Genomic DNA, 23,653 nt, shown 5'->3' with positions numbered 1-23,653 from the left:
TCCTCAAGGCGTACGGCGCTCCCCCGGCGTACTCCGCTCGCGGTATGCCCGCCGCGCGGCCCGGCCCGACCTCCGAAAGGCGTTCCATGGACAACCCGGTGGAAATCCGGCGCGCCACGACCGTCGCCGAACTCGAAGCGGCCCAGCACCTCTACGACGGCCCGGCCCGCACGGAGTGGGCGGCCCGCTTTCTCGCCGCGGACGGCCATCTGATGGTGATCGCGTACGTGGCCGGCGTCCCGGCGGGCTTCGTGTCCGGCATCGAGATGCTGCACCCGGACAAGGGCGCGGAGATGTGCCTGTACGAACTCTGCGTCGACGCGCCCTACCGCCGGCGCGGCATCGGCCGCGCACTGACGCGGGCGCTGGCGGCGGTGGCCGAGGACCGGGGCTGCTACGACATGTGGGTCGGCGTGGACCTCGACAACGAGGCCGCGCAGGCGACGTACCGCTCGGCGGGGGCGGCGCAGGACGGGCGCTTCGCGATGCTGACGTGGAGGTTCGGGGCGGCGGAGTGAGCGGGGGCTTCAGCCCTTCAGGTCGGTCATGAGGTCGCGCATGTCGCTGATCATGGCGGCCTTGTGGGGGGTCAGGTCCGGCAGTTCCACCGCGTCGTCGGGTGGCATCCCGCCACCTTCGAACGCGGTGTAGGACCCCAGGCGCAGCGAGAGAACGGCCCCGCCCTCCAGCACCCGAAGCTCCAGCTCCCCGCTCTCCAGGGAGAGCAGGTACGCCTTGTCGCCGAGCTCCGGAACCGCCTCCACCTCGGTGCCGGGCTCGACGCCGAGATCGGTCTCGTTCCGCTCGGCCTCGAACTCGGCGGCCGGGTCGGTCTGCTTGTGCAGGGCGATCTCGACCCTGACGGTGTAGCCGACGGTCCAGGCCTTGTCCGACCGCTTCTGTCCGCTCTCGGACCGGAGCGGGATGGAGCACTGGGCCCGGTCGAGGGCGGCGTGCCGCAGCATCTCCGCTTCGAACCGGTCCGCCGGCTCTCTCGGCGAGATCGCCGCCCCGATCGACTTCAGCCGCACGTCCGCACAGGGGTCCTGGCCCAGCCGGTACCCGTGCAGGTCGGGCGCCCCGTCACGCGATCCGTCCGTGAACAGCACCGCCCCCCACACGGCCGACGCCACCACGGCCCCGCCGAGCGCCCACAGCCACCTGCCCCGGGGCCCAGGAACGCGCGGCGGGCGGTCGACCGCTGGCCGCATGCCCGCACCGGCCAGCACTTCGCGTTCGGCGGAAGCTGCGAACTCCCCCGCCATCTCCGGCTCGGAAATCATCCCGCTCCCCCTCGGTCGGCCGTGCCACCTGCTGCTCCGCACCATGATTCACCACCAGTCGCCCGCCCGGGGCCGTTCGGCGGCGCCCGCCCGGGAGCCTCCGGTGTGCGCACGGTGGCGCCAGATCCGGTCAACTCACAGTGCGCTGCCGGCTCGGCCCCCGAGTTCGGCCGGCAGCACCGGCGGATTGCCCTGGGTCCACGTGATGTGCAGGTCGGCGCGGTGCAGTCGCCAGCCGTCGGCGGTTCGCACCAGCTCGTTGTCCGTACGGCCCCCGGAAAGGAACAGACCCCCGTCGCCGGCGAGCACATGGGTGCTGAGCTGGTTGCCGCGCAGAGTGGCACGGTCGCCGGCCACCTCGATGACGTAGTTCGAACCGAAGTGCACGGTGCCGTCGAAGAGGCGCATGGCCGTGCGCACGTTCTCCAGGACGGCACGGCGCCCTCGTACGTGCCCCGCGGGTGTCGCGGTACCGGCCTGCTCGGTGAAGAACGAGGCAGCCCACTCCTCGTCGAACGCACGGTCGTCCAGGGACCGCAGATAGCGGTCGAACAGATCGGTGATCTCGGCCCGGTCGGTCAGGGTCCGGATCTCGGTACGCAGTGTCTGGCTGTCCATGCCGACGACCTTGGCCCCTCAATTGCGGTTGAGGTCAAGGCTTCTCATCCGGACGACCAGGGAGCGGCGGGACGTACCGCCACACCTGACGGCCTATCATCGATGCCATGTCGGCCCCTGATCTGATCCGCATCGTGTCCCGTGACTCGCCCATGGCCCTCGCTCAGGTGGAGCGGGTGCGCGCCGAACTGGCCGCGCTTCACCCCGGCACCCGCACCGAGGTCGTCCCGGTGAAGACGACCGGCGACAAGTGGATGGGCGACCTGAGCGCCGTCGAGGGCAAGGGCGCGTTCACCAAGGAGGTCGACCAGGCGCTGCTCGCCGGTGACGCCGACCTCGCGGTGCACTGCGTCAAGGACATCCCCGCCGACCGGCCCCTGCCCGCCGGGACCACCTTCGCGGCGTTCCTCAAGCGCGACGACATCCGGGACGCCCTGGTCCACCCGGCCGGAGTCCGCCTGGACCAACTCCCGCCCGGCACCCGGATCGGCACGTCCTCCGTGCGGCGCTCCGCCCAACTGGCCGCGTCGCACCCGCATCTGGACTGCGTACCGATGCGCGGGAACGCGAACCGCCGCATGGAGAAGCTGGCCGCCGGAGAGGCCGACGCGCTGCTCCTGGCGGTGTCCGGCCTGGAGCGCATCGCCCGTACCGACGTGATCACCGAGGTTCTGTCGCCGGAGGTCATGTGCCCGCCGATCGGAGCAGGGGTGCTGGCCCTCCAGTGCCGCGAGGGCGACGCCGAACTCATCGACCTGGTGAGCGCCCTCGGCGACCCCGCCACCCACCGCGAGACCACCGCCGAGCGGATGTTCCTCCACGTCCTGCAGGGCCACTGCAACTCGCCGATCGCCGGCTACGCGCAGGTGGAGGGCAACGGCGAACTCTCGCTGCGGGCCAAGGTCTTCACCCCCGACGGCAAGACGGTCCTCAACGCCCACGAGTGGGCCGGCCGTCTCGACCCCGCCACCCTCGGCACCTCCGTGGCCGTGGCCCTCCTGCGTCAGGGGGCGCGCGAACTGATCGACGGCATCGCTCACTGAGTGAGCCGGAGCCTATTCATCCCGTCCCCGGGGCCGCCTCCGGGGTAGGGCCGCTCCTCCGGCAGCAGCCGGGCCGCCTCATCCGCCTGGCCCGCCCTCACCAGTTCGTGGATCTCCCGGGCGAGCGGGGTGACATCGCGGATCGCCACCGTCCACGCGTCCGCGTACCGCCGCGCCGCCTCTCCCGCGAGTCCGAGCTGGAGGGAGCGGTACGCGAGCCGGTTCAGGTGCAGGTCGCGCTCGGGGTCCCACTGGACGCGGGCCGGGGCCTGGCGGAGGCTGCGCTGCCAGGTGGCGAGGTCCGGGTGCACGCCCCTTTCGTAGTGCGACAGTTCAGCGTTGGCGAGCGCCCAGTCGAAGCCCTCGCGGGTGATCTCGACGGCCAGGACCGTCTCCTGGCCCTCCTTCGCCGCCCAGCCGCAGCGGTACATCATCCACAGGAAGCTCGGCTTGATCCATGTCATCCGGTCACGCTTCCAGGCGGGCGGGAAGCGGCCGTCGCGGGCGGCGGGGAGGCCGAGGGCCGGGGTGTACGCCTGGTAGACGGTGACGGTCGTGTCGGTGTGCAGCGCGCGGATCTCGTGCTGTGGCGGGGCGGGTGCGGTCATGTCCTTATCCCAGCATCCGCCGTGGCCCTTCGGCGACCGCGTTTCGTCCCTGCTCCGGTACTGACATTCGTCATACGGAGATCGGTACACCCGGCTCTGCCGGGGACCGGGGTCCGGCGGCCAGTCTTTACGTATCGAGAGCGGGAGCCGCGAGGGCCCCGCCGATACGGGAGGAACCCGTCATGAGCAGCCCGGTCGCCACAGCCACCGCACCTGTCGCCGGCGTTCCGGCCGGTGTCGCTCCGTTCTCGCCGCGCAAGGCGCTGCTGGACGGCATGATGCCGCTGCTCGTGGATGTGGCGGTGCCGCTCGCCTCGTACTACCTGCTGAAGGCGGCGGGGATGGGCACGTTCGGTGCGCTGGCCTGGAGCAGCGTGGTGCCGGCGGTGCGGACGGCGTGGGGTGTGGTGCGCGACCGGCGGCTCAACGGGCTCGCCGCGCTGATGGTGACCGTCAACGCGGTGGGGCTGGCGCTGAGTCTGGTGGCCGGGGACCCGCGGCTGATGCTGTTGAAGGACAGCGGCGTCAGCAGCACCATCGGCCTGGTGTTCCTGGTGTCCGCACTGCGCGGGCGGCCGATGCTGTCGGCGGGGCTGCGGCCGTGGCTGACACGGGGCGAGGCCGCCAAGTCCGCTGCGTACCAGCGGCTTTCGACGGGGTCGGACGCGTTCCGGCGCGCGGAGATGCGGTTCTCGGCCGTGTGGGGCGTCGCGCTGCTCGCCGAGTGCGTGGTGCGGGCCGTGGGGGCGTACACCGTGCCGGTCGAGACGATGGTGTGGGCCGGGACCGTGGTCATGGTGGCCGCGATGGTGCTGGCGTTCGTCGTCTCGGGGCGGGTCGCGGTCGTCCCGATGGAGCGGATGATCGAGGAGGCGGCCGGCGCGGAGCGCGAAGCCGGTCGCTGACCTCGTCAGGAACCGCTGAAGGGCCACTCCGGGGGAGTGGCCCTTCAGCTCTGTGCGTGTCCGGGTCAGTGGTTGCTGGGGAAGCCCAGGTCGACGCCGGCGGGGGCGTCGGCCGGGTCGGGCCAGCGGGTGGTGGTGACCTTGCCGCGGGTGTAGAAGTGCACGCCGTCGTTGCCGTAGATGTGGTGGTCGCCGAAGAGCGAGTCCTTCCAGCCACCGAAGGAGTGGTAGCCCACCGGCACCGGGATCGGGACGTTGATGCCGACCATGCCGGCCTCGATCTCCAGCTGGAAGCGGCGGGCGGCGCCGCCGTCGCGGGTGAAGATCGCGGTGCCGTTGCCGTACGGCGAGGCGTTCATCAGCGCCACGCCCTCCTCGTACGTGTCGACGCGCAGCACGCACAGGACCGGGCCGAAGATCTCGTCCTTGTACGCGTCCGAGTCGGTGGAGACGTTGTCGAGGAGGGAGAGGCCGATCCAGTGGCCGTCCTCGAAGCCCTCGACCGTGTGACCGGTGCCGTCGAGGACGACGTCGGCGCCCTGGGCGGCCGCGCCCGTGACGTAGGAGGCGACCTTGTCGCGGTGCGTGGCGGTGATCAGCGGGCCCATCTCGGACGTGGGGTCGTTGCCGGGGCCGATCTTGATCTTCTCGGCGCGGTCCTTGATCCGGGCGACCAGGTCGTCGGCGACGGAGGAGACCGCGACGACGGCGGAGATCGCCATGCAGCGCTCACCGGCGGAGCCGTAGGCGGCGGAGACGGCGGCGTCGGCGGCGGCGTCGAGGTCCGCGTCCGGCAGGACCAGCATGTGGTTCTTCGCACCGCCGAGCGCCTGGACGCGCTTGCCGTTCGCGGACGCGGTGGCGTGGATGTAGCGGGCGATCGGGGTCGAGCCCACGAAGGAGACGACGGAGACGTCCGGGTGGTTCAGCAGGCCGTCGACAGCGACCTTGTCCCCGTGCAGCACGTTCAGGACACCGTCCGGCAGACCGGCCTCGGAGGCCAGCTCGGCAAGGAGGTTGGCGGCCGACGGGTCCTTCTCGCTCGGCTTGAGGACGAACGTGTTGCCGCAGGCGATGGCCAGCGGGAACATCCACATCGGGACCATGGCGGGGAAGTTGAACGGCGTGATGCCGGCGACGACACCGATCGACTGGCGGATCGAGGAGACGTCGACCCGGGTGGAGACCTGGGTGGACAGTTCGCCCTTGAGCTGCGTGGTGATCCCGCACGCCAGCTCGACGATCTCCAGACCACGGGCGACCTCACCGAGCGCGTCCGAGTGCACCTTGCCGTGCTCGGCGGTGATCAGCGCGGCGATCTCGTCGCGGTGGGCGTCCAGCAGCGCGCGGTAGCGGAAGAGGATAGCGGTGCGGGTGGACAGCGACGAGGTGCCCCACGTCGCGTACGCGTCCTTCGCCGCGGCCACCGCGGCGTCGACCTCGTCCGGGGACGCGAGTGCGACCTGGGTGGTGACGGCTCCGGTGGCCGGGTCCGTGACCGGGCCGTAGTTGCCCGACGCGCCCTCGACGGTCTTGCCACCGATCCAGTGGTTGACGGTCTTCATACTGTGTCTCCTTCAGAGGTGGCGGCGTCGGTGGGTGAGGTGCCGCTCCCTGATCCGGCCAGGATCTTCAGCACCCTCCTACGTGAACATCCCACCACGCCCGTGCCGGAGGGGGGCCCGACACTGTGTCTGCCGTTTCGGTACCCGCGTAGACAGAAGGAGGGCGGCCCGGAGGCGTCCCGGAGGCCGCACCGGCCCGCCGCCCGGGCCGGGGGCGGGGCCCGACGGGATACCTCCGGCGCGGGGCCGTAGCGAGCGGGGAGCTTCGCTCGCACTTCGCTCCTGCCAGGGCGAAGCGGCCGCCTGCGCCGGAGGCGATCTGTGCATGGGCGTCACGCGGTACGTACGCGAAAGGCGGGCCCCCCGCTGAACACGCTCATCCGGCCCAGCAGTTCAAAGATCTCATCTGAGGTGTGCACCGTACAGCCACCGGTCAACGGCAGTACGGTCCACTCGCCCTCCCCGGTGACAAGTGCGTGAACTCCTCCCCGCTTCAGTTCCCGGCGGCCGTCGGGGAGTGACGTGACGGCGGTACGCGGTGTTGTCCCCGAAGAGAGGACGGGGCACGCCACCCGGCCACCGTCACCGCATCGTTCGAGGAGTACCCCACCGTGATCCGTACGACTCCGTCGTTCCGCCGCTCGGCCCGGGGCTCGGCCCTGGCCGCGCTCGTCCTGGCCGCCGCTCTCGCCGCGGCACCCGGCGCCGCCGCCGACGAGAGCAACGCGACCCCGCCCGGCTCCAGCCCCGTCTGCGCCTTCTACGACGGGGACGGGCTGACCGCCTTCGGCGAACAGGGCGAGCGCGTCTCCCAGGTGCAGTGCATGCTCGCCAACCGGCGCTACCTGCCGTGGGAGGCGGTCGACGGCGTGTTCGGAGCCCGGACCCTCGCCGCCGTCCAGCGCTTCCAGGCCGACCACCCGCCGCTCGTCCCGGACGGCCTCGTCGGCCCGCGCACCTGGTCGGCGCTCTGGCACGCCTGACGGCCGGGGTGCGCCCGGGCCTCTCGGGCGCACCCACGGGGCCGTCCAGGCGTTCGGGGCCTGTTCCCTGTGCTCCTTCTGTCTCAGTGGTGACCCCTTCGTCACGCATGTCTCCGTTACGCGGGTTTTCCGTCACAGGCGGTCGACAGGCCCACCCCACCTCCCGTCGCCCTCGTTCACCGGCCAGAGGCTGAGTGATCAACAGCGTCCGTGCCGCAGCTCCCCCGACGGCCCCCAGGCCACCGCTGCGGCGCAGCGCAGAGAGGTGGCACGTATGACGGACAGAAGGCTCTGGTCCTACAAGGACATCGCCGCGCACATCCGGGTGCAGCCGGACACCGTCCGCTCCTACCGCAAGCACGGTCTCCTGCCGGCACCGGACCACGTGGAGGGCGGAAAGCCCTACTGGTACGCGGACACCGTCCGCGCCTGGGTCGCCGCCCGCCCGGGCAATCGGGGCCGGCGGGAGTGACCACCCGCTCACCCGGTTGGCCCACAGCTCCCGGGGACCACTCGCCTTCATACCCCCTAGGGGTATATAGTCGGTGAGTGTGGAAGCGCACCGGCCTTCCCGGAGTCCCCTTGGGCCCCTTCCGCCACTTCCATTTGTGCTCGTCGAAGAGGAGAACACGATGACCGCCGAGACCCAGCTCCCCCAGGCGACCGGCTCCTGCTGCTCGCCCACCGGTTCCTGCCACGACAGCGCGGACACGGGCGCCGAGCAGGGCGGCGTGACCACCGTCTACCAGGTGACCGGCATGACCTGCGGGCACTGCGAGGGCGCGGTCTCCGAGGAGATCTCCGCCATCGAGGGTGTCACCTCGGTGAAGGCCGTGGCGTCCACCGGGCAGGTGACGGTGGTCTCCCAGTCCCTGCTGGACGACGAAGCCGTGCGCGCCGCGGTCGACGAGGCGGGTTACGAGCTCACCGGCCGGGCCTGACCGCATCGGGATCCACGGCACCCGCATCACCCCTTCGCCGCCGGGCCGGGCCGACCAGCAGATACTGGTGGGGCACGGCCCGGTCGGCGTTTCAGGAGTTCGGACATGCACAGCGCAACAGATGTCGAGGTCGCGGCGGCGGAGAGCTCGCGGGCCGAGCTCACGATCGGCGGGATGACCTGCGCGTCCTGCGCGGCCCGCGTCGAGAAGAAGCTGAACCGGATGGACGGGGTCAGCGCCACCGTCAACTACGCGACGGAGAAGGCCCGGGTCTCCTTCGGCCCGGGAACCGGCCTCGCGGACCTGATCGCCACGGTCGAGAAGACCGGCTACACGGCGAAACCGGTCCCCCGCCCGGCACCGACGCCCCCGCCCCGATTCCCTCCGCCCCGGCTCCGCCCGCCACGGCAACCGCACCCCCGGCACCGGCACCGGCTACAGACGAGGACACCGAGACCCGTGCCGGCGCCGGCACCGGCGACGGCCCCGCCTCCGCTCTCGCCGCTCTGCGCCAACGGCTCATCGTCTCGGCCGTCCTCGCCGCCCCCGTGGTGCTGCTCGCGATGGTCCCGGCCCTCCAGTTCGACAACTGGCAGTGGCTCTCCCTCACACTCGCCGCCCCCGTCGTCATCTGGGGCGGGCTGCCCTTCCACCGCGCCACCTGGACCAACCTCCGGCACGGCGCGGCCACCATGGACACCCTGGTCTCGGTCGGGACCCTCGCCGCCTTCGGCTGGTCACTCTGGGCCCTGTTCCTCGGCGACGCCGGAATGCCCGGCATGCGGCACGGCTTCGACTTCACGGTCTCCCGCGCCGACGGGGCCTCCACCATCTATCTGGAGGTCGCGGCCGGGGTCGTCACCTTCATCCTGCTGGGCCGCTACCTGGAGGCGAAGTCCAAGCGGAAGGCCGGTTCCGCCCTGCGGGCGCTGATGCACCTGGGTGCCAGGGACGTCGCGGTCCTGCGGGACGGTACGGAGGTACGCGTCCCTGTGGGCCGGCTCGCCGTCGGCGACCGGTTCGTCGTCCGTCCCGGCGAGAAGGTCGCCACCGACGGCACCGTCGCCGAGGGGGCGTCGGCGGTGGACGCGTCGATGCTCACCGGCGAGTCCGTCCCCGTCGACGTGCGCCCCGGGGACTCCGTCACCGGCGCCACCGTGAACGTCTCCGGACGGCTTGTCGTCGAGGCCACCCGGGTCGGCGCCGACACCCAGCTGGCCCGGATGGCCCGGCTCGTCGAGGACGCGCAGAACGGCAAGGCCGAGGTGCAGCGGCTGGCCGACCGGATCTCGGCGGTGTTCGTCCCCGTGGTCCTGATGATCGCCCTGGCCACCCTGGTCGCCTGGCTGCTGGTGACGGACGACGTGACGGCCGCGTTCACGGCCGCCGTCGCCGTACTGATCATCGCCTGCCCGTGCGCCCTGGGCCTCGCCACCCCGACCGCCCTCATGGTCGGCACCGGACGCGGCGCCCAGCTCGGCATCCTCATCAAGGGCCCCGAAGTCCTGGAGACCACCCGCCGCGTCGACACCATCGTCCTCGACAAGACCGGCACCGTCACCACCGGAAAGATGACCCTCCAGGCCGTCCACACCGCACACGGCGTCGACGAGACCGACGTCCTGCGCCTGGCCGGAGCCCTGGAACACGCCTCCGAACACCCCATCGCCCAAGCCGTCGCCACCGGAGCCACCGACCGCACCGGCACCGCACTCCCCACCCCCGAGGACTTCACCAACATCCCCGGACTCGGCGTCCAGGGCATCGTCGAGGGCCACACCGTCCTCGTCGGCCGTCCCCGGCTGCTCGCCGACGCCGGAATCGACCTGCCCGAGGCGCTGGCCGCCGCGATGACGGAGGCCGCCGCTCAGGGCCGTACCGCGATCGCGGTCGCCTGGGACGGCGAGGCACGCGGTGCCCTCGAAGTCGCCGACGCGGTCAAGGAGACCAGCGCGGAGGCGGTCGCCGACCTCCGCGCGCTCGGCCTGACACCGATCCTGCTGACCGGCGACAACCGGGCGGTCGCGGAATCCGTGGCCCGCGCCGTCGGGATCGACGAGGTCCGCGCCGAGGTGCTCCCCGAGGAGAAAGCGCACGTCATCGAGCGTCTCCAGGCCGAGGGGCGTTCGGTCGCCATGGTCGGCGACGGGGTCAACGACGCCGCGGCACTGGCCACCGCTGACCTCGGCCTGGCGATGGGCACGGGTACGGACGCCGCGATCGAGGCGAGCGATCTGACGCTCGTTCGTGGAGATCTCAAGGTGGCAGCCGATGCCATCCGGCTCTCCCGGCGCACCCTGGCCACCATCAGGGGCAACCTTTTCTGGGCATTCGGCTACAACGTTGCTGCTCTACCCCTTGCGGCATTTGGCCTGCTCAACCCTATGATTGCGGGAGCGGCGATGGCCTTCTCCTCGGTCTTCGTCGTGACGAACAGCCTGCGCCTGCGGTCCTTCACGTAATTTCCACAAAGAGACTTAGATCACACCGGTTCAGGGGTAACCATTCGGCGGGTTCGCGAGTCTAAGAGTGCGATGCCAAAGGATGTCTTGGGGGACGTCCGACGGAGGGTCTTGGGGGACGCTCCGGGCAAGCGTTGGCCGGGGCACGTGCACCGGGGAGCTTTGAGCGGCCCTCCCGTCGGTACGTACCCCGGCAGACCGCAGGCGGCACGCGCCGGCGGCACGAGGAAAAGCGCAGGACCAGCAGGACCAGTACGACCCAGCAGTACCGAGGAACCCAGGAGCTTCGGCTCCCACTGAACGCCCGGCCGGATCCCGTGGGGGGAATCCGCTCCGGGAAATGGGAAGCGCCTCGTTGTCGGCCCGTGGGGGGATCGACGGCGGGGCGCTTCTCGCTTTCCGGCGGGAGCGCTCCCGCCGGACACGCGGGACCGCGTAGAGGTACCCGGGCAAGCAAATCGCCCCGGACACCGCGCTCTGTGCGAAAGCGCGGCAGTCGGGGCGAAGGCAACCGGCCCACGGGGCCGGGGTGGTGCGGGGGTCGTCCTGAGGTCAGCGGCCCTCGACCGGGACGAAGTCGCGCAGGACCTCGCCGGTGTAGATCTGGCGCGGGCGGCCGATACGGGAACCCGGCTCCTTGATCATCTCGTGCCACTGGGCGATCCAGCCCGGAAGGCGGCCGATCGCGAAGAGCACGGTGAACATCTCGCTCGGGAAGCCCATGGCCCGGTAGATCAGACCGGTGTAGAAGTCCACGTTGGGGTAGAGGTTGCGCGAGACGAAGTACTCGTCGGAGAGCGCGTGCTCCTCCAGCTTGAGCGCGATGTCGAGCAGCTCGTCGGACTTGCCGAGCGAGGACAGCACGTCGTGGGCCGCGGCCTTGATGATCTTGGCGCGCGGGTCGAAGGACTTGTACACCCGGTGGCCGAAGCCCATCAGGCGGACGCCGTCCTCCTTGTTCTTCACCTTCTGGATGAAGCTGTCGACGTCGCCGCCGTTGGCCTGGATGCCTTCCAGCATCTCCAGCACCGACTGGTTGGCGCCACCGTGCAGGGGGCCCCACAGCGCCGAGATGCCGGCGGAGATCGAGGCGAACATGTTCGCCTGCGAGGAGCCGACCAGACGCACGGTGGAGGTCGAACAGTTCTGCTCGTGGTCCGCGTGCAGGATGAGCAGCTTCTCCAGCGCCGAGACGACGACCGGGTCCGGCACGTACTCCTGGGCGGGGACCGAGAAGGTCATGCGCAGGAAGTTCTCGACGTAGCCGAGGTCGTTGCGCGGGTAGACGAACGGGTGACCGATCGACTTCTTGTACGCGTACGCCGCGATGGTCGGCAGCTTGGCCAGCAGCCGGATCGTCGAGAGGTGACGCTGCTCCTCGTCGAACGGGTTGTGGCTGTCCTGGTAGAACGTGGACAGCGCGCTGACGACCGAGGACAGCATGGCCATCGGGTGGGCGTCGCGCGGGAAGCCGTCGAAGAACCGCTTGACGTCCTCGTGCAGCAGCGTGTGCTGGGTGATCTCGTTCTTGAAGGCCGACAGTTCGTCGACCTTCGGGAGCTCACCGTTGATGAGCGTGTACGCGACCTCAAGGAACGTCGACTGCTCGGCGAGCTGCTCGATGGGGTAGCCGCGGTAGCGCAGGATGCCCTGCTCGCCATCGAGGTAGGTGATGGCCGATTTATAGGCAGCGGTGTTGCCGTATCCGCTGTCCAGCGTCACCAGACCGGTGTTCGCCCGGAGCTTCCCGATGTCGAAGCCCTTGTCGCCGACGGTGCTGTCGATCACCGGGTAGGTGTACTCGTCATCGCCGTACCGCAGTACTACAGCGTTGCTGGTGTGCTCGCTCACGTCATCCCTCACCGACGTAGTGCCTCTTCTTCGAGGTTCCCTGACTGTCTCCACCCTCCCCCATTTGGCTCAGGAGAGTGCACTCGGGGTCGTCCATTGGACCTACTCGCGGCACTGAGTGCCGCGAACTTATTCATCCTGCCCCCTTGACTGCGGTTGCGGAAGACCTCCGTGATGTTTCCCACCGATTTGATCGATCATTTTTCGGAGCGTCCGGCAATCGGGGGGTGGAAGAAGGAGCGGGGCTGGGTGCGTGCAGCTGCGAGGCGGAGGATTGAGGCATGGCGGAGCCATGGAGATTGACGACAACGCGGCAGATGCGCGTGCCCAGCCCCGCGACGCCACCCCCCGATTGCCGGACGCTCCTCAGGAGGATCCTCCTTCCGCGCCTCCGCGCAGCCGGTGATCCAGCGCCGTACAGCGCCTGCCTGCGGAAACCGTGCGGACCGCCTGGCCGATCGCCTGCCGGGAGCCGACCAGCACGACGAGCTTCTTCGCCCTCGTCACGGCGGTGTACAGCAGGTTCCGCTGGAGCATCATCCAGGCGCTCTTCGTCACGGGGATGACGACGGCCGGGTACTCGCTGCCCTGGGAGCGATGGATCGTCATGGCGTACGCGTGGGACAGCTCGTCGAGCTCGTCGAAGTCGTAGCTGATCTCCTCGTCCTCGTCCGTCAGCACGCTCAGCTTCTGTTCGTCCAGGTCGAGAGCGGTGACGACGCCGACGGTGCCGTTGAAGACACCGTTCTCCCCCTTGTCGTAGTTGTTGCGGATCTGGGTGACCTTGTCGCCGACGCGGAACACCCGGCCGCCGAACCGCTTCTCGGGCAGATCGGGGCGGCCCGGGGTGATGGCCTGCTGGAGCAGCCCGTTGAGATGGCCGGCTCCGGCCGGGCCCCGGTGCATCGGCGCGAGCACCTGCACGTCCCGGCGCGGGTCGAGCCCGAACTTGGCCGGGATACGACGGGCCGCCACGTCCACGGCCAGCACCCCGGCGTCCTCCGTCTCGTCCTCCACGAAGAGGAAGAAGTCGCTGAGCCCCTGGGTGAGGGGCGGTACGCCGGAGTTGATGCGGTGGGCGTTGGTGACGACGCCGGACTGCTGGGCCTGGCGGAAGATCGTGGTCAGCCGGACCGCCGGGACGGGGCTGCCGTCGGCGAGCAGATCCCGCAGCACCTCCCCCGCACCGACCGAGGGCAGCTGGTCCACATCGCCGACCAGCAGCAGATGGGCGCCGGGCGCCACGGCCTTGACCAGCTTGTTGGCGAGCAGCAGGTCGAGCATGGACGCCTCGTCGACGACGACGAGGTCGGCGTCGAGCGGACGGTCCCGGTCGTACGCCGCGTCTCCGCCCGGCTTCAGTTCCAGCAGCCGGTGCACGGTGGACGCCTCGGCACCCGTCAGCTCGGAAAGCCGTTTGGCCGCCCGCCCGGTGGGAGCCGCCAGCACCACCTTGGCCTTCTTCGCGCGGGCCAGCTCCACGATCGACCGGACGGTGAACGACTTCCCGCAGCCGGGCCCCCCGGTCAGCACGGCCACCTTCCGGCTGAGCGCGAGCCGTACGGCGGCCTCCTGCTCGGGCGCCAGTGTCGCCCCCGTGCGCCCGGCGAGCCACTTCAGCGCCGCGTCCCAGTCCACGTCCCCGAAGGCCGGCATCCGCTCCTCCGGCGTCCGCAACAGCCGCCGCACCTGGGCGGCCAGGGCGATCTCGGCCCGGTGGAAGGGCACCAGATAGACGGCCGTGACCGGCTCACCGCCCTCGGGCGACGGCACCTTCTCCCGTACGACGCCCTCCGGCTCCGCGGCGAGTTCGGCCAGGCACTCGATGACGAGTCCGGTGTCGACCTGGAGGAGCTTGACCGCGTCCGCGATGAGCCGCTCCTCGGGCAGGAAGCAGTGCCCCTGATCGCTGGACTGCGACAGCGCGTACTGCAGCCCGGCCTTCACCCGCTCCGGGCTGTCGTGCGGAATGCCGACGGCCTGGGCGATCCGGTCCGCGGTCAGGAAGCCGATGCCCCAGACGTCGGCGGCCAGCCGGTAGGGCTGGTTCTTCACGACGGAGATCGAGGCGTCCTCGTACTTCTTGTAGATACGGACGGCGATGGAGGTCGAGACGCCGACGCTCTGGAGGAAGACCATGACCTCCTTGATCGCCTTCTGCTCCTCCCACGCGGCGGCGATCATCTTCGTCCGCTTCGGCCCGAGCCCGGGGACCTCGACCAGGCGCTTGGGCTGCTGCTCGATGATGTCGAGGGTGTCCACGCCGAAGTGGGTGGTGATCCGGTCCGCCATCACCGGCCCGATGCCCTTGATCAGTCCGGAGCCGAGGTAGCGGCGGATGCCCTGGATCGTGGCCGGGAGGATCGTCGTGTAGTTCTCGACGGTGAACTGCTTGCCGTACTGCGAGTGGGAACTCCAGCGCCCCTCCATCCGCAGCGACTCACCGGGCTGCGCGCCGAGCAGCGACCCGACGACGGTGAGCAGGTCGTTGCTCCCCCGGCCGGTGTCGACGCGCGCGACCGTGTACCCGTTCTCCTCGTTGGCGTACGTGATGCGCTCGAGTACGCCTTCAAGGACGGCCATGTTCGGCGTGGCCGATGCCGTGGGTGACGTCGTGGAGGGCCTGGTGAACATGGTCGTGACGGTACCGGGCGGGGCTGACAGCGCGAGAGCGTAACACTCAGTGTTACGGTGGTGTCATGGCAACCGAGCGCTTTTCCATCAGCATGTCGGCCGAGGTCCGCGACCGGATCAGGGAGCATGCTGCGGCTGCCGGACTCGATGTCTCCACGTTCCTGACGATCGCCGCCCAGGCGCAGATGGACCAGCAGGACCGCGTCAGGAGAGTCTTCAAGCCCTTCGAGGAAGCTCGCGAGGAGGCCGAGGAACAGGCAGGAACCGGCACTTGGGCCGGCGACGAGATCGAGCCGACCAGGGAAGAACGAGCGGAGGTCGAAGCGATCCTCGGCCGGTCCTCCCACGATGAGGCCGCGGCATGACTCTCGTTGTCTACGACACCGGCATGCTGATGGCGCTGGTGAGCCAGGACCGCCGGGCGCACATCCTGCACAAGGGCTTCGTCGCAGCCGGTGGACACCAGCCGGTCGTTCCTGGCCCCGCCCTCTCCCAGGCCTGGCGAACAAGCCCGAAGACCGCCTACGCGTGGAAGCGTCTTCTCGCCGATGTCGTCGTATTTCCCGGGACCAGGGCCCGCTTCCCCCTTGAGCAGGTACCCCGCTGCCTCCCCTGTGCAGGGGGAATGACCGTCGAGGACTGGAAGACGATCGGCGACATGATCGGTACCGCCGCGCTGCCTCCCAAGAAACGTCCCGACCCGGTGGACGCGCTGGCCGTCTTCGTCGCTGCCGCACACGGCGGGGGCGCCGTGCTGACCTCCGACGCCGACGACATCAAAGCGTACGCCGCCACCCTGCCGAGGGCCGACGTCTCGGCCGTGGCCGTCTGAGCAACGGGGCCCAGAGCCCCAGAGCAGTCCGTATCGACCTTGTCAGAGGCCGTGGTTACGCTGCGGGCATGAGCAACAAGACATGGGATGCCCTGGCGGCCACCCCCCTTCCGGAAGTGCGGCGCCGCGCGACCGTCATGGACAAGCTCGCCGAGGTCGAACCGGTGACGGTGCCCGGCGCACACCGTCTGGCGTGGAACGACCGCGGCGGCCAGTCGGCCGTCTGGTACTTCGCGGAGGACGGCCGCGCGCTGCTGCTGACGTTCGACCACGAGTCGGACCTGAATCTGTTCGCCGAGGACGATTTCGCCCTCCAGGAGTCCTTCTACGAGGGCGTTCCCGACTCCCTCGTCGCCCTGGTCCGCGGCCGTCCCGAGAACTACGAGTCGCTGAACCTCACCGACCCCGCGACGGGCCGGACGATCCACTACGCGGGCGGCGTCTTCTGGTACGACGGCGCGCGCTGGCACGTGGCCGACGGCGTGGCAGAGCACTGCCGCCGCGAGGACATCGACCTCTTCAACGAATCCGGCTTCGACTACTGCCTGCGCGGCTACCTCTTCGGCCAGGAGTTCACCCCGGAGGCTCCGTAGCCACGGGCTGCCGTCAGCCCGCCACCGCGGTGAGCGAGCGGTGGTGCTTCGGCGTCTCGATCTCGTCGATCAGCGCGACCGCCAGGTCCGCGTACGAGAAGGACGGAGCGCCGTCGGCGATCACCTGCTCGCCGCCCGTCCGGTACCGACCGGTCCTTGGGACCTCGTTGTCCAGCATCACCGGCGGCGGGGCGACGACGAGCCAGTCGATGTCCGTCTCGGCGGCTCGGAGCGCGTCGAGTTCCGCGGTGTGGCCGAGCGAGAAGGCTCTGGCCTCCTCCGGGAAACCGGGGGCGTCGTGGACCGCCACGCCGGGAGCGGTCTCCAGCGTGCTCCCGATCCCGATCAGGACCAACCGTCCGACCCCCGCACGGGCCAGGCCGTCCAGCAGGGCGTGGGCGGCGCTCACGTAGAACTCGTCCGAAGGCATGTCGAGCCGGCCTGCCGCGCTGATCACCGCGTCATGACCCGCCGCGACTTCGGCGACGCTGTCGGCCCGGGTGACGTCGCCCGCGACGATCGTCACGCCGGCACCGGCCAGGTCCGTGTACCCGGCCGGGTCCCGCACGACCGCGGTGACCCGGTGACCTCGGGCCACCGCTTCGGCGACCGTATGCCGACCCGCACGTCCGCCCGCTCCGAAAACGACGATGCTGCTGCTGCTCATGGGGATCCCCTCACCAAGGCCCGCCGACCGCCGGCCGATGCAGCGGACGCTAGCCCCGCACCCCATGGTTTCCGCAACGATAGTTACGTACGCTCGTCAGGGTGAGCCAACCACTTGATCCCGAAATGTTCACGGGCTGCTCCCACACCACCTCGCCGTTCCGGATCGGTGGCAAATGGACCCCGAAGATCATCCGGTGCCTGGAGGCAGGCCCCCGGCGCTTCTCGGAACTCGAGGTCCCGCTGCACGGCATCACGCCGAAGGTGCTGACCGAGACGCTGCGGTCGATGGAGCGGGACGGCCTGGTAACCCGTACCGTCGGCGGCGGAGTCCCGCCCCGCGTGGACTACGAACTGAGTTCGCTCGGGCGGACGTTGCTCGGGCCGATGGCGGCCTGCTGCGCGTGGGCGGCGGCGCATCTGCCGGAGCTGGAGGACGCCCGCGAGGCGCACGCGGGTCCGGCGCACAGCACCGCTCCCTGAGGGACTCCTCAGGGAGCGACCCGGGTGTCAGGCGTCGGCCCGTCACCACCGCTGGGCGCGTGACTCAGGTCCACCACACAGAAGATGTTGCCGTCCGGGTCGGCGAGAACGACGAAGTCGGGATCGGGAGGGTAGTGGTCCCAGTCGACGGCTCGCGCGCCGAGACCGACCAGTCGGCGGACTTCGGCCTGCTGTTCCTCGACCGTGTCCGTGAAGAGGTCCAGATGGATCCGGGGGTGCGGCTCGGCCGGGGAAGCGCTGCGCAGCAGGCCGAGGGCTCGGCCGGAGCCATCGGGATGAATGAGCGTCCGCCACGTCTCGCTCTTCCACTCCTCGGCAGCCACGAGGTTCAACGCCGCGGTCCAGAAGGCCACTGCGCGGGGAATGTCCGTGACACCGATGACGGGGATTCCTAGTCTCAGCATGGACGCGAGCCTAAGAGCTGTCCCGTAATGCAGGTCGCAGATCGACCGCTGGATACTGGTCGCAGGTGTTGGGCTGGTTGCGAAGGGGGTTCTGGTGGTTGGCCTGCGGGTTGAGGCGGTCCGGTGGGTGGATGACGCGTTTCCGGGCTGGGTAGAGGTGCAGTTCAGTGACGCGAGGGGCAAGCGTTGGTCCTTGGTCGACAAGGCCCCGGCCTTCGGTACAGCAGAGGAGCTCGGGCCGTGCTCTGACTATCCGCTGGCAGTGAGCGTCGCCTGCGCGATGGTCGAGACCGCGACAGCAGACTTGGAGGACGACGCCGTCGTCACTGTTTCCACCTCCGGGCATGGCATCACCGCCCCCACCGGGGAAGACGAGTTCAGCGTCAGACGGAGCCAGCTCGTTCCGTGACGGCGAGGTTGTGCAGCCGGGCGATGCCGAGCATGGCGGTGTGAACGCCATTGCCCTTCAGACGGCAGTCACGGAGGATCTTCCAGGCCTTCATCCGGGCAAAGACATGCTCGACGCGGGCGCGGACCTGCTTGTGGGACTTGTTGTGGGCCTGTTTCCAGTCGGGTAGATCCTCTGCCTTGCGGCGGCGGTGCGGCATCACCAGCCCAGTCCCCGGGTAGCCGCCGTCGGCGATGGTCATCGTGTTGCCGACGGCGGCCTTCGCGCCGGACTCTGCCCAGGCCCAGCAGTCGTTGCGATTGCCTGGTAGTCGTCGGCCGACCACCACGACCAGGCGGCTGTCGGCGTCGATGACCACCTGATGGTTGGTGGAATAGCGATAGTTCTTCAACTGCTCAGCGACCTTGTGGTCCCGCGTGGGCACCAGGGTGCCGTCCAGGATCAGCACCGCGTCCTTGGCGAACCGCCGGCGGGGATGCAGCGCAAGCCTCGGGCCGAGGTCATCGATCACCCGGTCCGCAGCCGACTTCGACACACCGAACAGCGGGGCCAGTTGCCTCATCGTGAGGTTCGTCCGCCAATACGCGGTGACCAGCAGCACCCGGTCCTCCAACGACAGTTTCCATGGCCGGCCCCGGCCTGAGGAGCCAGCACCCTCACGACGCAGCGCGGTCAGCAACTTGCCGAAGGCGCGCGGGCCCAGCCCGGTGAACGGGGCTATCCAGAGCGACTCGGAGGCCGTGATCACACCTGACACGGGCGAGATCATCGCAGAGCAAGATCACTTACGGGACAGCCCTTAGGCGGTGCCCCGGCCTGATCACCGGCCCACGCTACGACCGCCCGAGCGCGCTCCGGGGCGTAGGCCGGGCGCCGACGCCCGAAGATCGACACTCGGAGCTCGGAGCTCGGAGCTCTCCAGCTTCGAACAGCGTGCGAACCTGCTCACTCCTTCAGGGGTACGAGAAGAAGCGCGGGCCCGACGCTTGAGCTCCGAGATTCGAGGGTCGAGACGCGGGCTCCGAGATTCGAGCGGTGCAGTTATCCGGAAGGAAAAGAAGGGGATTGGGCAAACCCTCCCCACCTCCCCGACCCGTAACGCTCAGCAAGTGTGACTATTCGTGATCAGGTTGCGGCGCGCTGTCACGAATGCATACGTTGCCCTCAACAAGTCGACCCCGACACGGTGTTGTTCGCACCGGCCGGGGTCTCACCCAAAGATCGATCGGAGCTCGACCTCGTGGCTATCGAGAACCTTAGCCCTGCCCCGCGCACACCCGCAGCTTCGCACCCGTACGGCAAAGCCAACCCCAGCTACGGCAAGCGCACGGTCTCCGAGCAACGTCCTCCCAGCGCCGCTGACTTCGCACCGCTGCCGGAACGCGAGCGCTACGTCGCCGGGTATATCGACCGGCTTCCCGACGGAAGCGCCATGGACGTCAAGTCACTGGCCAAGGCGCTCCCCTTGTATGGGCAGATGGCCGTCGGCAGCGCCCTCCGCGCCCTGAGCACGGCCGGTCACCTGCGTCGCGTGCGGTGCCAGGTCGTCGACGCGGAGAGCCAGAGCCGCTGGGTCACCCGAACCTTCTGGTCCCGTACCTCACGCGACAGCGAGTGGTGGAACGCCTTCGCCCAGGCCGGGTCCGCCCCACTGCTCCGGCCTGCTGCACCATCGGACGAGCCCGCGGCTGAGGAGTTTCGAACAGCTCAAGCCGAGCCGGTGCGGCAACCCGAGCGCCCGCACCCCGCTCCCGCGCCTCCCACACCTGCCGCGCCGCTCGTGCCCCGGCAGCGGTCCGTGGCCGAGGGGAACCCGGCCGCCCCCTCGCCCGCGTACCTCGCCCTGGCCCAACTCGGCCGCAGGGAGCCCCGGCTGACCCTGTCGGCCACCGACTGCGCGGTGCTCGAGGAGCTGGCCTCCGCATGGCTGGACCGCGGCGTGAACACGGACTACCTCACCCGGGCCCTCACCGCCGGCCTCCCCGCGCAGGTCGACTCCCCCGTCGGCTTCGTGCGCCGTCGACTCATCGATAAGGTCCCGCCCGGGCTGCCGGCCACGGCGTCACATCAGGCACCGGACGGCCCTGTTCGCCGCATCATGATGGAGTGCACCGAATGCGGCATGCCCGGCCGGTCCGAAGCCCTTCCCGACGGCCTCTGCCGCGCCTGCCGGGCGCCTGCCCAGGCCCCCGGCGACGCCCCGGAGACCCTCACCGAAGCGCCCGTCGAACGCGACATCAACGCACTGGTCGGCAACCTCCGCAATCTGATGCGGACACCCTGACCTAAGCTTGTTCTTTTTCTTCTGGCCTCGAACGGCGTCTCGTACTGAGTCGCTCACCTGGGGATTCACAGGACACAGGGGCGGCCTTCGCCTGATCCTGTGCTCCGACCAGGGTGCACATGACCACGACGAAGGCCGTAAGGGTGAGTCTGCTGTCAGTTGCTGTCCGGAGGGAGGCGTTCGCGGAAGCGTCACGCTTCCGGGGAGAGTTCTACGAGTGTCTGACCGCCCGGCGCGACGAGTTGTTCGAGCTGACCGATGCGGTGCTGTGTGCGGATGGTGCTGTGAAGTCCCCGGTGGACCTGACGCTGTTGCCCGAGCATCGTCGCGGTCACGGAGCGATGTGCGGTGGCTTGAACCACGGCCGGATCGACGTCGACCGGCTGCGGACGGTGCTGGCCGGCCTGCCGCTGCCGCGCTTCGACGGCGGGCGCCTGGTCCTGGCAGTCGATGTGTCGCCATGGCTTCGCTCAGACGCGCCCTGCTCGGCGGAACGCCTTTTCTGCCACGTCTACGGCCGGGCGAAGACGGCCTCGCAGTTCATCCCGGGCTGGCCCTACTCCTTCGTGGCCGTTCTGGAGCCGGGTGCCACCTCCTGGACCGCGATCCTGGACGCGGTCCGGCTCGGCCCTACCGACGATGCGACCGCGGTCACCGCCGCCCAGCTCCGAGGAGTGGTCGAGCGGCTCATTGCCGGGGGCCAGTGGCAGACCGGAGACCCGCACATTGTGATCGTGAGCGACGCCGGCTATGACGTCACCCGCCTGGCCTGGGTCCTGCGCGATCTGCCAGTCGAATTAGTCGGCCGGGTCCGCTCCGACCGTGTCATGCGTCTGCCGAAGCCACCGAGAGGGCCAGGTGTCAGCGGCCGGCCGCCCAAGCACGGGCCGGAATTCCGCTTCAGTAAGCCGGAGACCTGGTCCGAGCCCGCGATCACCACCGTCACCGACACCACCAACTACGGAAAGGCCGAGACCCAGGCATGGGATCGGGTCCACCCAAGGCTTACCCACCGTTCCTCATGGCTTGACCACGACGGCGAACTCCCCGTGGTGGAAGGCACGTTGATCCGACTGAAGGTCGAACATTTGTTGAAGGACCGGGACGCCCCGCCCGTGTGGTTATGGTCCTCCAAGACCGGGGCCACTGCGGACGACGTGGACCGCTTCTGGCAGGCATTCCTCCGCCGCTTCGACCTGGAGCACACCTTCCGCTTCGCGAAGCAGACCCTCGGATGGACCACCCCAAAACTCCGCACTCCCGAGGCTGCGGACCGCTGGACCTGGATCCTGATCGTCGCTCACACCCAGCTCCGGCTCGCACGTCCCCTCGCCGAAGACCTCCGCCGGCCGTGGGAGAAACCGACCACCTCCGACCGGCTCACCCCGGCCCGGGTCCGCCGGGGGTTCAGGAACATCCGCGCTCACCTCGCCTGTCCGGCCCGTGTTCCCAAACCTCGAGGCACCGGACCCGGACGGCCACCCGGCGTTAAGAACAAGCACCGAGCGCCCCGCTACGACGTCGGCAAGACCGTCAAACGCCCCGAGACCCTCAAAGCCATCGGCAGAGCCGGTAGATCCTGGTAGATGCCGACCTCGCGACGCTCGAGGGTCAAGATCAATCTCACCAGACGATGACACCGCCGCCCTCGGCTTTGGCGCGTACGGAGGCGGCAACGATGTTGTCGAAGCATTCGGTGACGTACTCCGTGCCGTAGCCGCTGACCACCCCAAGATGATCCAAGTACGGGCGTACCGCTCCGCACTCGGCCAGGAAGGCATCGATCTCCCTCGGCTCGACCTGGAGGTTGTCGCCATCGAGCCGGGGAAAGAAGTGAGCCCCAAGCACCCGAACCGCCTCAGAGCCCCATAGCTTCTGGCGAGCGCTCTCGAATCCAGCCCTGGTCTTGTTGTAGTCGTCGTCAGGATCTTCCAGAAGGGTCCACTTGCCGTTGGCTTCGTATATGAAGGTGTCCACATTGAGGCTCATGCGCTGATTCTCCGCAGCAAGTCCGTGCCGAGTCGACTGGATTGCAGCTACCGCGCCACGGCTGGCACACAGGGCAGGCATTTCGACACTCTGGTAGCTCTGCGTGACGCCCGTAGATAAAGAACAAGCTAAGGGCTGTCCCGCAATTCCTGGTGGATCAGCGCGCGGCGTCAGATGCGGTGCATCGCAAGGCGGAGAGGCGCCCGCATACTGGATGTATTCGGGCGTTTCGACAACGCGGCGAGGTGCCGTAGCTGTCGTCGTGCGCCCGCCAGGAATTGCGGGACAGCCCATAGCCTCCCCCTGGACTACTCGTCGAGTGCGTGCGCCACGGCAGGCGCGGCCTCGACCCGTGCAAGCCGCGCACCACGGCTCTCCGCAACCCGCTTGACCTCCCGCAGGGACTCGGTCAACCGGCGGGCGAGAAAGTGGATTTCCGGCCCGGTGACCTTCCGGTCCGCCAGGAGGCCGGCGGCGTGGCCGAGCAGGTCGCCTGCCATGCCGAGCTGGATGCCCTCGATGTCGTCCGCCATGCGCGACACGTAGCCGTTGCCGTCCCCGAGGACATAACACGGCTTGCCCTCCGGCCCGGTCCATGGCAGCAGCCTGATCGTGTCGGGGCCATCTTCCTTGTGTCGCTCGCTGTTCATGCGGCGACCTCGACTCCGTGCACGGCGAGCCGAAGCGTGCGCCGGCGGGCGCACCGGCGCTGCTCCTTGACGGCCACCCGAGCCGCCTCCGCGGCCAGTTGCCGCTCGTGCGCGATCAGGTACGGCCGGACGAGCGGGCTGTCCTCGCCGCGCGGCGGCCTCTCGCCGGTTTGGTGCGTGGTCGGCCCGGCTACGTAGTCGCAGGAGTACGGGTACATGTACGTGTACGGGGAGGCGTCCCGCTCCTGCGGATTCCGCCGCCTGGAGCGGATGTCCAGGAACCGCAGCAACGGCTCGAAGAGTCGGGCGATAGCGTGCTTCACGTCAGCCTGCTTTCTCAGGGTGGCCACGCCCCCGGGCCGTTCATGGCGGTCGCGGGGGCTTCTGCGGCGCACGTCCGCTGCTTTCTGTAGCGAACTCATCACAGGT

26 protein-coding genes and 2 pseudogenes are annotated in these 23,653 nt (G+C 69.6%); 15 read left to right on the top strand and 13 right to left on the bottom strand.

The features are described from left to right. The first annotated feature begins 98 nt into the window (after positions 1-98). Positions 99-518 carry a GNAT family N-acetyltransferase gene (locus tag OG959_RS25745; RefSeq protein WP_326666604.1) on the top strand — a complete coding sequence of 140 codons (420 nt, stop codon included), beginning with the start codon at positions 99-101 and terminating at the stop codon, positions 516-518. A 9-nt stretch (positions 519-527) separates the two neighbouring features. Here OG959_RS25745 and OG959_RS25740 read toward each other — a convergent pair whose 3' ends face one another. Further along, the gene (locus OG959_RS25740) at positions 528-1,283 is read right to left on the bottom strand and encodes a hypothetical protein (RefSeq protein WP_326662134.1); all 756 of its coding nucleotides are present in this window, start codon (positions 1,281-1,283) and stop codon (positions 528-530) included. Positions 1,284-1,418: 135 nt separating this feature from the next. Then, positions 1,419-1,901: a nuclear transport factor 2 family protein gene (locus OG959_RS25735; RefSeq protein WP_326662132.1), complete on the bottom strand. Its 483-nt coding sequence runs from the start codon at positions 1,899-1,901 to the stop codon at positions 1,419-1,421. A 107-nt stretch (positions 1,902-2,008) separates the two neighbouring features. Here OG959_RS25735 and hemC point away from each other — a divergent pair, with 107 nt between their 5' ends. Further along, complete coding sequence (hemC, locus tag OG959_RS25730; RefSeq protein WP_326662130.1) at positions 2,009-2,944, top strand: hydroxymethylbilane synthase; 936 nt, start codon at positions 2,009-2,011, stop codon at positions 2,942-2,944. Here hemC and OG959_RS25725 read toward each other — a convergent pair. After that, positions 2,938-3,552, bottom strand: a complete 615-nt coding sequence (locus OG959_RS25725; protein ID WP_326662128.1) for a DUF4291 domain-containing protein — start codon at positions 3,550-3,552, stop codon at positions 2,938-2,940. The genes hemC and OG959_RS25725 overlap by 7 nt on opposite strands. A gap of 182 nt (positions 3,553-3,734) precedes the next feature. Here OG959_RS25725 and OG959_RS25720 point away from each other — a divergent pair, with 182 nt between their 5' ends. Next, a complete protein-coding gene (locus OG959_RS25720) occupies positions 3,735-4,457 on the top strand; it encodes a VC0807 family protein (RefSeq protein ID WP_326662127.1) in 723 nt (240 codons plus the stop codon). Between the two features lie 65 nt (positions 4,458-4,522). Here OG959_RS25720 and mmsA read toward each other — a convergent pair whose 3' ends face one another. Together mmsA and OG959_RS25710 are read right to left on the bottom strand one after the other, a co-directional pair. Beyond that, on the bottom strand, positions 4,523-6,022 hold the full coding sequence (gene mmsA, locus OG959_RS25715; RefSeq protein ID WP_326662126.1) for a CoA-acylating methylmalonate-semialdehyde dehydrogenase: 1,500 nt from the start codon (positions 6,020-6,022) through the stop codon (positions 4,523-4,525). 188 nt (positions 6,023-6,210) lie between these two features. Then, a pseudogene (locus OG959_RS25710) lies at positions 6,211-6,594 on the bottom strand (5-deoxy-glucuronate isomerase); the annotation flags it as partial. 39 nt (positions 6,595-6,633) lie between these two features. Here OG959_RS25710 and OG959_RS25705 point away from each other — a divergent pair. The 5 genes and pseudogenes from OG959_RS25705 to OG959_RS25690 all read left to right on the top strand — a co-directional run bounded on the left by OG959_RS25705 (position 6,634) and on the right by OG959_RS25690 (position 10,408). Continuing rightward, the gene (locus OG959_RS25705) at positions 6,634-7,005 is read left to right on the top strand and encodes a peptidoglycan-binding domain-containing protein (protein ID WP_326662125.1); all 372 of its coding nucleotides are present in this window, start codon (positions 6,634-6,636) and stop codon (positions 7,003-7,005) included. A 274-nt stretch (positions 7,006-7,279) separates the two neighbouring features. Further along, on the top strand, positions 7,280-7,477 hold the full coding sequence (locus OG959_RS25700) for a helix-turn-helix transcriptional regulator (RefSeq protein ID WP_148018752.1): 198 nt from the start codon (positions 7,280-7,282) through the stop codon (positions 7,475-7,477). A 160-nt stretch (positions 7,478-7,637) separates the two neighbouring features. Continuing rightward, positions 7,638-7,946 carry a heavy-metal-associated domain-containing protein gene (locus OG959_RS25695; protein ID WP_326662122.1) on the top strand — a complete coding sequence of 103 codons (309 nt, stop codon included), beginning with the start codon at positions 7,638-7,640 and terminating at the stop codon, positions 7,944-7,946. Positions 7,947-8,051: 105 nt separating this feature from the next. Then, positions 8,052-8,222, top strand: a pseudogene (locus OG959_RS38740) (cation transporter); the annotation flags it as partial. Between the two features lie 272 nt (positions 8,223-8,494). Continuing rightward, positions 8,495-10,408, top strand: a complete 1,914-nt coding sequence (locus OG959_RS25690) for a copper-translocating P-type ATPase (protein ID WP_442805623.1) — start codon at positions 8,495-8,497, stop codon at positions 10,406-10,408. Between the two features lie 552 nt (positions 10,409-10,960). Here OG959_RS25690 and OG959_RS25685 read toward each other — a convergent pair. Both OG959_RS25685 and recD2 read right to left on the bottom strand, forming a co-directional pair. Then, on the bottom strand, positions 10,961-12,259 hold the full coding sequence (locus tag OG959_RS25685) for a citrate synthase (protein ID WP_148018755.1): 1,299 nt from the start codon (positions 12,257-12,259) through the stop codon (positions 10,961-10,963). A gap of 366 nt (positions 12,260-12,625) precedes the next feature. Further along, complete coding sequence (gene recD2 / locus OG959_RS25680; RefSeq protein WP_326662119.1) at positions 12,626-14,893, bottom strand: SF1B family DNA helicase RecD2; 2,268 nt, start codon at positions 14,891-14,893, stop codon at positions 12,626-12,628. Positions 14,894-14,958: 65 nt separating this feature from the next. On the opposite strand from recD2, the gene OG959_RS25675 reads away from it, so the two are divergent. The 3 genes from OG959_RS25675 (at position 14,959) to OG959_RS25665 (ending at position 16,318) form a co-directional block, all read left to right on the top strand. Beyond that, complete coding sequence (locus OG959_RS25675) at positions 14,959-15,258, top strand: hypothetical protein (RefSeq protein ID WP_326662117.1); 300 nt, start codon at positions 14,959-14,961, stop codon at positions 15,256-15,258. Next, complete coding sequence (locus OG959_RS25670) at positions 15,255-15,725, top strand: hypothetical protein (RefSeq protein WP_326662115.1); 471 nt, start codon at positions 15,255-15,257, stop codon at positions 15,723-15,725. The genes OG959_RS25675 and OG959_RS25670 overlap by 4 nt, the downstream gene beginning before the upstream one ends. A gap of 68 nt (positions 15,726-15,793) precedes the next feature. Next, the gene (locus OG959_RS25665; RefSeq protein ID WP_326662113.1) at positions 15,794-16,318 is read left to right on the top strand and encodes a hypothetical protein; all 525 of its coding nucleotides are present in this window, start codon (positions 15,794-15,796) and stop codon (positions 16,316-16,318) included. Between the two features lie 13 nt (positions 16,319-16,331). Here the strand turns inward: OG959_RS25665 and OG959_RS25660 are convergent, their stop codons facing one another. Then, a complete protein-coding gene (locus OG959_RS25660; protein WP_326662112.1) occupies positions 16,332-16,985 on the bottom strand; it encodes an NAD(P)-dependent oxidoreductase in 654 nt (217 codons plus the stop codon). Between the two features lie 101 nt (positions 16,986-17,086). Between OG959_RS25660 and OG959_RS25655 the strand changes: the two genes are divergently transcribed. Beyond that, entirely contained in the window at positions 17,087-17,467 is a 381-nt protein-coding gene (locus OG959_RS25655; protein WP_442805622.1) for a winged helix-turn-helix transcriptional regulator, read from the top strand. Positions 17,468-17,475: 8 nt separating this feature from the next. On the opposite strand, the gene OG959_RS25650 is transcribed toward OG959_RS25655, so the two are convergent. Then, positions 17,476-17,892, bottom strand: a complete 417-nt coding sequence (locus OG959_RS25650) for a VOC family protein (RefSeq protein WP_326662111.1) — start codon at positions 17,890-17,892, stop codon at positions 17,476-17,478. A 94-nt stretch (positions 17,893-17,986) separates the two neighbouring features. On the opposite strand from OG959_RS25650, the gene OG959_RS25645 reads away from it, so the two are divergent. Beyond that, positions 17,987-18,301: a hypothetical protein gene (locus OG959_RS25645; protein ID WP_326662110.1), complete on the top strand. Its 315-nt coding sequence runs from the start codon at positions 17,987-17,989 to the stop codon at positions 18,299-18,301. Here the strand turns inward: OG959_RS25645 and OG959_RS25640 are convergent. Continuing rightward, the gene (locus OG959_RS25640) at positions 18,276-19,058 is read right to left on the bottom strand and encodes a transposase (RefSeq protein WP_326662108.1); all 783 of its coding nucleotides are present in this window, start codon (positions 19,056-19,058) and stop codon (positions 18,276-18,278) included. The two genes, OG959_RS25645 and OG959_RS25640, sit on opposite strands and share 26 nt — an antisense overlap. A gap of 483 nt (positions 19,059-19,541) precedes the next feature. Here OG959_RS25640 and OG959_RS25635 point away from each other — a divergent pair, with 483 nt between their 5' ends. Both OG959_RS25635 and OG959_RS25630 read left to right on the top strand, forming a co-directional pair. Then, entirely contained in the window at positions 19,542-20,585 is a 1,044-nt protein-coding gene (locus OG959_RS25635; RefSeq protein WP_326662106.1) for a MarR family transcriptional regulator, read from the top strand. Between the two features lie 119 nt (positions 20,586-20,704). Further along, positions 20,705-22,171, top strand: a complete 1,467-nt coding sequence (locus OG959_RS25630) for an NF041680 family putative transposase (RefSeq protein WP_326662104.1) — start codon at positions 20,705-20,707, stop codon at positions 22,169-22,171. A gap of 37 nt (positions 22,172-22,208) precedes the next feature. Here OG959_RS25630 and OG959_RS25625 read toward each other — a convergent pair whose 3' ends face one another. The 3 genes from OG959_RS25625 to OG959_RS25615 form a co-directional block, all read right to left on the bottom strand. Next, positions 22,209-22,574: a hypothetical protein gene (locus tag OG959_RS25625; protein ID WP_326662102.1), complete on the bottom strand. Its 366-nt coding sequence runs from the start codon at positions 22,572-22,574 to the stop codon at positions 22,209-22,211. A gap of 308 nt (positions 22,575-22,882) precedes the next feature. Continuing rightward, on the bottom strand, positions 22,883-23,224 hold the full coding sequence (locus OG959_RS25620) for a hypothetical protein (RefSeq protein ID WP_326662100.1): 342 nt from the start codon (positions 23,222-23,224) through the stop codon (positions 22,883-22,885). Further along, positions 23,221-23,547, bottom strand: a complete 327-nt coding sequence (locus tag OG959_RS25615) for a hypothetical protein (RefSeq protein ID WP_326662098.1) — start codon at positions 23,545-23,547, stop codon at positions 23,221-23,223. The genes OG959_RS25620 and OG959_RS25615 overlap by 4 nt, the downstream gene beginning before the upstream one ends. Positions 23,548-23,653 lie beyond the last annotated feature (106 nt).

The organism is Streptomyces sp. NBC_00385 (genome assembly GCF_035917155.1).
Classification (GTDB): Bacteria; Actinomycetota; Actinomycetes; order Streptomycetales; family Streptomycetaceae; genus Streptomyces; species Streptomyces poriferorum.
The sequence above is the reverse complement of the archived record's forward strand: the minus strand, read 5'-3'. Positions and strand labels throughout refer to the sequence as shown.

Coding starts and splice junctions, on each gene's coding strand:
- OG959_RS25740 (WP_326662134.1), bottom strand. CDS start 1,283: ATGATTTCCGAGCCGGAGATGGCGGGGGAGTTCGCAGCTTCCGCCGAA.
- OG959_RS25735 (WP_326662132.1), bottom strand. CDS start 1,901: ATGGACAGCCAGACACTGCGTACCGAGATCCGGACCCTGACCGACCGG.
- hemC (WP_326662130.1), top strand. CDS start 2,009: ATGTCGGCCCCTGATCTGATCCGCATCGTGTCCCGTGACTCGCCCATG.
- OG959_RS25725 (WP_326662128.1), bottom strand. CDS start 3,552: ATGACCGCACCCGCCCCGCCACAGCACGAGATCCGCGCGCTGCACACC.
- OG959_RS25720 (WP_326662127.1), top strand. CDS start 3,735: ATGAGCAGCCCGGTCGCCACAGCCACCGCACCTGTCGCCGGCGTTCCG.
- mmsA (WP_326662126.1), bottom strand. CDS start 6,022: ATGAAGACCGTCAACCACTGGATCGGTGGCAAGACCGTCGAGGGCGCG.
- OG959_RS25700 (WP_148018752.1), top strand. CDS start 7,280: ATGACGGACAGAAGGCTCTGGTCCTACAAGGACATCGCCGCGCACATC.
- OG959_RS25695 (WP_326662122.1), top strand. CDS start 7,638: ATGACCGCCGAGACCCAGCTCCCCCAGGCGACCGGCTCCTGCTGCTCG.
- recD2 (WP_326662119.1), bottom strand. CDS start 14,893: ATGTTCACCAGGCCCTCCACGACGTCACCCACGGCATCGGCCACGCCG.
- OG959_RS25675 (WP_326662117.1), top strand. CDS start 14,959: ATGGCAACCGAGCGCTTTTCCATCAGCATGTCGGCCGAGGTCCGCGAC.
- OG959_RS25670 (WP_326662115.1), top strand. CDS start 15,255: ATGACTCTCGTTGTCTACGACACCGGCATGCTGATGGCGCTGGTGAGC.
- OG959_RS25665 (WP_326662113.1), top strand. CDS start 15,794: ATGAGCAACAAGACATGGGATGCCCTGGCGGCCACCCCCCTTCCGGAA.
- OG959_RS25660 (WP_326662112.1), bottom strand. CDS start 16,985: ATGAGCAGCAGCAGCATCGTCGTTTTCGGAGCGGGCGGACGTGCGGGT.
- OG959_RS25650 (WP_326662111.1), bottom strand. CDS start 17,892: ATGCTGAGACTAGGAATCCCCGTCATCGGTGTCACGGACATTCCCCGC.
- OG959_RS25630 (WP_326662104.1), top strand. CDS start 20,705: ATGACCACGACGAAGGCCGTAAGGGTGAGTCTGCTGTCAGTTGCTGTC.
- OG959_RS25625 (WP_326662102.1), bottom strand. CDS start 22,574: ATGAGCCTCAATGTGGACACCTTCATATACGAAGCCAACGGCAAGTGG.
- OG959_RS25620 (WP_326662100.1), bottom strand. CDS start 23,224: ATGAACAGCGAGCGACACAAGGAAGATGGCCCCGACACGATCAGGCTG.